Origin of the sequence: Pedobacter sp. MC2016-05, from assembly GCF_026239735.1 — a bacterium.
Lineage (GTDB): Bacteria > Bacteroidota > Bacteroidia > Sphingobacteriales > Sphingobacteriaceae > Pedobacter.
The window spans coordinates 131058-138250 of sequence record NZ_JAPIVT010000014.1 but is presented as its reverse complement, the minus strand read 5'-3'; the positions used below and the strand labels follow the sequence as shown (position 1 = coordinate 138250).

The following is a 7193-nucleotide window of genomic DNA, read 5'->3' as shown; positions in this document are numbered from 1 at the left end:
AAGGTTAAAAAATAAAATTACAGGCAAAGAAATCACTATGAGAGCCAGTTCAACAAACGAAATTTTAAAAATAATAGAGAAACTAAATTTGCTGACCTAATTTGGACAAGTCAGGAATTACTTTAAAATAAATGTAAATAATTTCAATTTGCTGATTCCATGGCACTTAAAATTAATCTCGCAAAGAATGTAGCATTCACACGACAGTGATCGTTTTGATTATGAATTAAACCTAAAATCATGAAGTCTAAATTTTTCTCAATCACTATATTACCCATCGCAGCTTTCATCTTAACGTTATCTATATTTTTCTGTGGCTGCAAAAAGGATCAGTTAACAATAAATGAAGAGAAGCGGTTTGCGGAAGTGGGTTTCAAACCTGACCCTTCAAATCCTTATGATGGAGGCTGGGGAGTAACATTAAAACCTGATGGTGTAGTTGATATTGCAACTGGTGGGGATATAATTTATAGGGGAACGTATAAGATTAACGGCAAAAATTTAAAGGTTAGCACGGATCAGATGAAGTTCGATTTTTGAAATTCTGTCTGATACTGAAATAAAGGAAAAGCAATATGGTACAATACTGAGATTAATACCTTAATTTTCCTTGACAAGATACCTTTGGACGTGAATAGCTGTACAATCGGATTAGTACTAAACCTGATTGAAGTGAACATGAATCCCGATTCTTCTATCGGGAGAATAAAACGGAAAGCGGGACTAACATTAAAATTATATAAGGTTTTGCTTTCCAAATCGAAAAAAGCTTTCTCTCGAAGATTTAAACTAATTCTCGCAAATTAAATGACTTAAAATTTGCGTAAATCCTCTCAATCTGCGGGAAAATATGAGCACTTATGGAAAATAACCTTACACATTGCTCGAAAGTATATTTTAGAAACTCACTGCCGAAATATTCTGTGTAAAACTAAAGCGTTTCTCTACAGTAAAAATATTTTTAATAAGGATTAATTCTCGATTTAAAATTACATTTTTGCAAAAATTATTTAAAAGTAAATGCAGAGTTACTCAGAATTTCTCGATCTAAGCGTTGGCTTTCCACAAGAAGGCTTTGATGTGATAGATGATGAATTATATTTTCAGGATTTAAACCTGATGGAAATGATTGAAACCTACGGTACTCCCCTACGTTTCACCTACTTACCAATGGTAACTAAGAAGATTCAGCAAGCGAAAATTCTTTTCCAAACTGCCATTTTAAAAAACAATTATCGCGGCGATTATAAGTATTGCTACTGTACAAAAAGTTCGCATTTCCGCCACATTGTAGAGGAGGCATTGAAGAATAATATTCACCTTGAGACTTCATCTGCATTTGATATGCCTATGGTTGATGCTTTGGAGAAAAAAGGTCATTTAACTAAGGATACAACCATTATTTGCAACGGTTTTAAAACTTACCAGTACAAGCAATATATTATTGATATGTTGCATGATGGTTATACCAATATCATCCCCGTTCTAGATAATAAGGAGGAATTTAACCTATTTGATGATGAGGTTGACATTGATACCCCATGTAATCTTGGTATCCGTATCGCAGCTGAAGAGCAGCCTGATTCGCAGTTTTATACTTCGCGTTTAGGGGTGCGGATGGAAGATATTATCGATTTTTACAACAACAAAATCGTTCATAATCCTAATTTCCGTGTGAAGTTGTTGCACTTCTTCATTAATTCTGGTATCACGGATTCGCCATATTACTGGAACGAACTAGAGAAGTATGTAACGCTTTACTGCAAGTTTAAAAAGATTAATCCTGACTTAGATACCCTGGATATTGGTGGCGGTATGCCATTTAAAGATTCCTTGGTTTTCGATTTCGATTACGAGTACATGGTAAACGAAATTGTAAAAAGGATTAAAGAAATTTGTGCCATTCATGATGTGATGGAACCCGATATTATTACTGAATTTGGTAAATACACGGTTGCAGAAGCATCCGGAATTTTATACAAAGTTTTAGGTAGAAAACAACAAAATGATCGTGAGCGCTGGTTGATGTTGGATGGTTCTTTCATTACCAATTTACCAGATGTTTGGGCATTAAACCAAAAGTACATTTTGCTGCCAATTAACAACTGGGATGCTGAATATGAGCGTGTTAACTTAGGCGGCATCACTTGCGACGGACAGGATTATTATAATCAGGAGGCGCACATGAACAGTGTATTTATGCCGAAAACACGTAAAGTTCAATACCTTGGTTTCTTTCACACCGGAGCTTATCAAGAGGTATTAAGCGGTTACGGCGGTATACATCATTGTTTGTTGCCTAGTCCGAAACATGTGCTTATTCGCAGAAACCGCGATGAAAGCTTCAACTTCGAAGTTTTTGGTGAAGAACAGAATAGCAAGCAGGTTTTGAAGATACTGGGTTATTAAATTTACCGCAACGAACAAAAGTTTCTGTAAATGGCACCGAGTTTATACTTGGTGCTTTTTTTTGTCCTAATATTTTGTATATTTATTTATGAAAAGTGAGGAAAGTAAATTATTGGAAAGAATTACATTCATCCCTGGACTAATGGGCGGAAAGCCAACAATTAGAGGTAATCGATTTACAGTTATCGATATTATCGAACTTTTATCGTCAGGAATGACACACGAACAAATTTTAGAGGAGCATCCCATCCTCGAAGTTGATGACATAAAGGCGGCGTTGCTTTTTAGTGCGAAACAACTTAGGGATGAATACATCTGCGAATGATTGGGAATTCTGTATAGATGAAAATATATCTCCCATAATTTCAAAATGGCTAATGGATGAAATCAAAATCAAATGTATTTCATTTCACTTTCTTAAGCTTGCCAATACATCAGATCTCGAAATCTACCATCTAGCTCAAAATAGAAGTAAGGTAATAATTATTTCAAAGGATATTGATTTTCGTGAACTAGTTGCATGGAAAGGCACTCCACCCAAGTTGATTTTCTTAGCTTCTGGGAATTGTTCCAATAAGGTTCTTTACCAAAAATCAAGAGCTAAAATTTTTGATGCTATCCATCAACTTATCTATGGAGATTTAGATATATTTGAAATAAATAAAGATTAATATGCAATTCGGTAAAGTAGACGACCCTTCGATTATAGATTTCACCCTCCCCGCAGATGCCCCTGAAACAGCAGGAATCTTAGCAACAAATAAACCTCAACAAAATTTTCAGGCTTATGTGGGTTGCGCCAAATGGAATAAAGCAGATTTAAAAGGATTTTATCCGAAGGGAACAAAAGATGAGTTAATCTATTATGCTACACAATTCAATTCGATTGAATTAAACGCCACATTTTATGGAATGCCAAGCAGTGAACAGGTGATTACCTGGAAGGAAAAAACACCTGCTGACTTTAAATTCTTCCCTAAATTAACCAACACGGTGAGTCATTTTAAAAGGCTAATTAACGTTAAAGAACCTGTTGAACAATTCGCTGATGCGATCAGTAACTTTGAAGACAAACTGGGCATGGCTTTTCTTCAACTGCATGATAACTTTAAACCGAAAGACTTCGAGCGACTGAAAATTGTAGTGAAAGAGTTTCCAAAAGTGATTCCGTTAGGTGTTGAAGTGAGAAATGCAGAGTGGTTTTCTAACCCGACTATTGCCGGCGAGTTTGCTACACTTTTCGAAGATAATAAAGTGGCCAATATCATTGTTGATACCGCTGGTAGAAGAGACATGCTGCACATGAGGTTGACAACACCAACCGCTTTTGTACGTTTTGTTGGGGCAAATGATGATGTGATTGACAAAAAACGCTTAGACGACTGGATAGGTAGAATTGTGGAATGGAAAAAGCAGGGGCTTGAAAATCTTTATTTTTTCGTACACCAGAATGTTGAGCTTTCATCACCCTTATTTTCAGCTTATTTTACAGAAAAGTTGAATAAAGCTGTCGGAACAGAATTAAAAATTTCGGTAATGGCTAATTCAAATCCTCCATCACTGTTTTAAATGGAAAAACCTCGCTGGTTTTAAAAACCTGCGAGGTTAAATGCGTTTGTATACCGCCTCAATTGCTTTCGCCTCTTCCTCTCCTGGCATAATATTATAAGCAGAAAAAACAATTTCATCTGCACTAACAATTTCCAGTTCTGTACGCCAGCCAAAAAGTTGGTCGCCATATTCGGGGTTTCCCCATGAACCTAAAATAGAAAAGCCTTTTTCTGTCGCTTCACCCGTAGCTTGCATAATCTGTGTACCCATGTGGAAACTATCGATCCAACTGAAGGTAAATTTCTGGTATGGAATATCAAAACCAATAATCATCTTACCTTCCAAAGGCTTTCCGTTTAAACTACTTTGATAATCGTATGAAATGAAACGCCCATCCAAAATCGAAGTTATTTCAGCTTCGACAGGAGACTCATCTGCTAATACATCGCTTTCGAACCAGGTTTTAGCTGTTCCTTTCCAACTGCCAACAATATCTTTTAGTTTCTGGTGAGCACCATCTTCTAGCGATTGCTCAAATTTACCTTTTGCCATACTCAAACATAAAAAAATATTATCAGATTGTTAGATTGATTAATTGAAGATATTTTCACTGAAAATTCGGTATTGCTTTTTGATTATTCATAAAATTAGTATCTTGATTCATGCTAAAAACGCTCGATTTAAGTCAGGTTGTAGTATTAGATATTGAAACAGTTCCTCAATATCCATCCTTCAGTGATGTTCCTCCTCATTTACAAGAGCTTTTGGAGCAGAAAACGCATTTTCAAAGGACAGCTGATCAAAGCGCAGACGAATTTTACGAGCGAGCTGGCATCTTAGCCGAATTTGGAAAGATCATCTGTATCAGTTAAGGGATTTTCAGCTATCAAAAAAAATCGTATTCCTTACGTCTGAAATCATTTTATGGCCACGACGAAAAAGAAATTTTAACAGAATTTTCTAACCTAATTAACAGGCAAGTGCCTACATTGGCATTTTGCGCCCATAACGGAAAAGAATTTGATTATCCTTATATCTGCAGACGACTGCTGATCAACGGCTTAGAAATTCCAACTCAACTAGATATCTCAGGTAAGAAACCCTGGGAAATTAATCACCTGGATACCATGGAAATGTGGAAGTTTGGCGATCATAAACACTTCACTTCGTTGAATTTATTAGCTACAATTTTGAATATTCCATCGCCAAAAGACGACATTGATGGAAGCCAGGTTAGGCAGGTTTATTATGAAGAGCAAAAATTTGGATAGAATTGTAACCTATTGCCAAAAAGATGTAGTGACTACTGCTCAAGTGTTACTAAAATTTAAAGGAATGGATATTATTTCAGCAGAAAACATTACCATTGTATCCTGATGCTAAACGTTGAAAATCTAAATATCGATTTCTACAATCAAGAAGAAAAAACCTGGTTTAAAGCAGTTAAAACAATCAGTTTTAACGTTAAAAAAGGAACTGTTTTGGGTATTGTTGGAGAATCTGGATCGGGCAAATCCGTAACTTCTTTTTCCATTATGCGTTTGCATGATGAACGCTCGGCTAAAATTACCGGCGATATTGATTTTGAAGATATCAGTTTGCTCAACTTAAGTTCAAATGAAATCCGTCAGATAAGGGGAAATCAGATTTCGATGATTTTTCAGGAACCAATGACTTCATTGAATCCTGTTTTTACCTGTGGCGAGCAAGTGGCAGAAGCCATCATACTTCACCAAAAAGTTGATAAACAAACTGCTAAAGAAAAAACTATCGACCTTTTTAATGAGGTTCAATTGCCGCGACCAGAAAAAATATTTGATAGTTACCCGCATCAAATTTCTGGTGGACAAAAACAACGGGTGATGATTGCAATGGCTTTAAGCTGCAACCCAAAACTTTTAATTGCTGATGAACCTACCACTGCCCTCGATGTTACGGTTCAAAAAACCATTCTTCAATTGCTCTTAAAGCTGAAAGAAGAGCGGCACATGGCCATGATTTTTATCTCGCATGATTTAGGTGTGGTAAATGAAATTGCAGATGAGGTTGCTGTAATGTACAAAGGCGAAATAGTCGAGCAAGGGCCAGCAAAATCAATTTTTGAAAATCCTCAACACCCTTACACGAAAGGCTTGCTAGCTTGTCGCCCCTCTCCTAGCTTGCAATTGAAGAAATTGCCGGTTGTAGCCGATTTTTTAACCGGAAAAATTGCCGATGCAAATGCACACCTCAACGCATCTAACCAGTTAACGGAAGAAGAAATTGCCTCACGTAGAGCATTACTTTACGCTAAAAAACCTTTGCTTCAGGTTAAAGAACTTTGCACTTGGTATCCCATTCACAATGGTCTGTTTGGAAAAACCTTCGATTACGTGAAAGCAGTAGACCAGATTAATTTTGAGGTTTTTCCCGGAGAAACTTTAGGCTTGGTCGGAGAATCTGGTTGTGGTAAAACAACTCTTGGCAGGACAATTTTACGATTGATTCAACCTACATCAGGAAGTATCATGTTCAACGGTCAAGATATCACAAAAATCAGCAAATCTGAATTGAGGAAATTAAGAAAAGATATTCAAATTATTTTCCAAGATCCATATGCCTCCTTAAACCCAAAACTTAGCATTGGCCAATCAATTTTAGAGCCCCTGCAAGTACATCGTTTATACAAAAATGATGCAGAAAGAAAGCAAAAAGTGCTGGAACTATTGAACAAGGTAGGTTTAAAAGAGGAGCATTTTAACCGTTATCCCCATGAATTTAGCGGTGGGCAGCGGCAGCGTGTGGTCATTGCCAGAGCTTTGGCTTTAGAACCAAAATTCATTATTTGTGATGAATCCGTTTCGGCATTGGATGTTTCTGTACAAGCGCAAGTACTGAACTTAATTAGAGATCTTCAACGCGAATTCGGTTTGACATACATTTTCATTTCACATGATTTAGCGGTGGTGAAACATATATCAGATCGTATTTTAGTAATGAATAAAGGTAAAATTGAAGAGGAAGGTTTTCCGGAACAAATCTTCTATGCACCAAAGGCAGCATACACCGAAAAACTAATTGAGGCGATACCTGGCTCTTAATGCAGGGCAAACGTATTACAACTGAGCACTACGTATGGATGTATTTAAATAATATCTCTACAACAGCCAAAAGCGCATTGTCCTAGCCATTATTTTGAGGGAAAAACGTTGAAACCAATTTAAAAACCGTTCAAACTGCAGTGTCCAAAATAA

Annotated in this window: 9 protein-coding genes; 8 read left to right on the top strand and 1 reads right to left on the bottom strand. The window is 36.5% G+C overall.

All coding sequences use genetic code 11. The features are described 5' to 3' along the window. The first annotated feature begins 240 nt into the window (after window positions 1-240). From OQZ33_RS17030 to OQZ33_RS17010, 5 genes are all read left to right on the top strand, one after another. A complete protein-coding gene (locus OQZ33_RS17030) occupies window positions 241-540 on the top strand; it encodes a hypothetical protein (protein ID WP_265800343.1) in 300 nt (99 codons plus the stop codon). Window positions 541-1020: 480 nt separating this feature from the next. Next, complete coding sequence (locus OQZ33_RS17025) at window positions 1021-2409, top strand: arginine decarboxylase (RefSeq protein WP_056850254.1); 1389 nt, start codon at window positions 1021-1023, stop codon at window positions 2407-2409. Window positions 2410-2497: 88 nt separating this feature from the next. Continuing rightward, on the top strand, window positions 2498-2734 hold the full coding sequence (locus tag OQZ33_RS17020) for a DUF433 domain-containing protein (RefSeq protein ID WP_265800341.1): 237 nt from the start codon (window positions 2498-2500) through the stop codon (window positions 2732-2734). Continuing rightward, window positions 2715-3080, top strand: a complete 366-nt coding sequence (locus tag OQZ33_RS17015; protein ID WP_265800340.1) for a DUF5615 family PIN-like protein — start codon at window positions 2715-2717, stop codon at window positions 3078-3080. Before OQZ33_RS17020 ends, OQZ33_RS17015 begins: the two co-directional genes overlap by 20 nt. A 1-nt stretch (window position 3081) precedes the next feature. Next, window positions 3082-3978 carry a DUF72 domain-containing protein gene (locus OQZ33_RS17010; protein ID WP_265800337.1) on the top strand — a complete coding sequence of 299 codons (897 nt, stop codon included), beginning with the start codon at window positions 3082-3084 and terminating at the stop codon, window positions 3976-3978. Window positions 3979-4014: 36 nt separating this feature from the next. On the opposite strand, the gene OQZ33_RS17005 is transcribed toward OQZ33_RS17010, so the two are convergent. Beyond that, entirely contained in the window at window positions 4015-4512 is a 498-nt protein-coding gene (locus tag OQZ33_RS17005) for a DUF1579 domain-containing protein (protein ID WP_265800336.1), read from the bottom strand. 110 nt (window positions 4513-4622) lie between these two features. On the opposite strand from OQZ33_RS17005, the gene OQZ33_RS17000 reads away from it, so the two are divergent. From OQZ33_RS17000 to OQZ33_RS16990, 3 genes are all read left to right on the top strand, one after another. Continuing rightward, window positions 4623-4832 (top strand): hypothetical protein, encoded by a 210-nt coding sequence (locus OQZ33_RS17000; protein ID WP_265800334.1) that lies wholly within the window; start codon window positions 4623-4625, stop codon window positions 4830-4832. 3 nt (window positions 4833-4835) lie between these two features. Further along, window positions 4836-5231, top strand: a complete 396-nt coding sequence (locus tag OQZ33_RS16995) for a ribonuclease H-like domain-containing protein (protein ID WP_322975087.1) — start codon at window positions 4836-4838, stop codon at window positions 5229-5231. A gap of 105 nt (window positions 5232-5336) precedes the next feature. Further along, window positions 5337-7040 (top strand): ABC transporter ATP-binding protein, encoded by a 1704-nt coding sequence (locus OQZ33_RS16990; protein WP_265800333.1) that lies wholly within the window; start codon window positions 5337-5339, stop codon window positions 7038-7040. Window positions 7041-7193: the final 153 nt, after the last annotated feature.

What these genes read in the sequence shown, in the direction of transcription:
- OQZ33_RS16990 (WP_265800333.1), top strand. Translation starts at nt 5,337, where the DNA reads ATGCTAAACGTTGAAAATCTAAATATCGATTTCTACAATCAAGAAGAA.
- OQZ33_RS17010 (WP_265800337.1), top strand. Translation starts at nt 3,082, where the DNA reads ATGCAATTCGGTAAAGTAGACGACCCTTCGATTATAGATTTCACCCTC.
- OQZ33_RS17005 (WP_265800336.1), bottom strand. Translation starts at nt 4,512, where the DNA reads ATGGCAAAAGGTAAATTTGAGCAATCGCTAGAAGATGGTGCTCACCAG.
- OQZ33_RS17015 (WP_265800340.1), top strand. Translation starts at nt 2,715, where the DNA reads ATGAATACATCTGCGAATGATTGGGAATTCTGTATAGATGAAAATATA.
- OQZ33_RS17000 (WP_265800334.1), top strand. Translation starts at nt 4,623, where the DNA reads ATGCTAAAAACGCTCGATTTAAGTCAGGTTGTAGTATTAGATATTGAA.
- OQZ33_RS17025 (WP_056850254.1), top strand. Translation starts at nt 1,021, where the DNA reads ATGCAGAGTTACTCAGAATTTCTCGATCTAAGCGTTGGCTTTCCACAA.
- OQZ33_RS17030 (WP_265800343.1), top strand. Translation starts at nt 241, where the DNA reads ATGAAGTCTAAATTTTTCTCAATCACTATATTACCCATCGCAGCTTTC.
- OQZ33_RS17020 (WP_265800341.1), top strand. Translation starts at nt 2,498, where the DNA reads ATGAAAAGTGAGGAAAGTAAATTATTGGAAAGAATTACATTCATCCCT.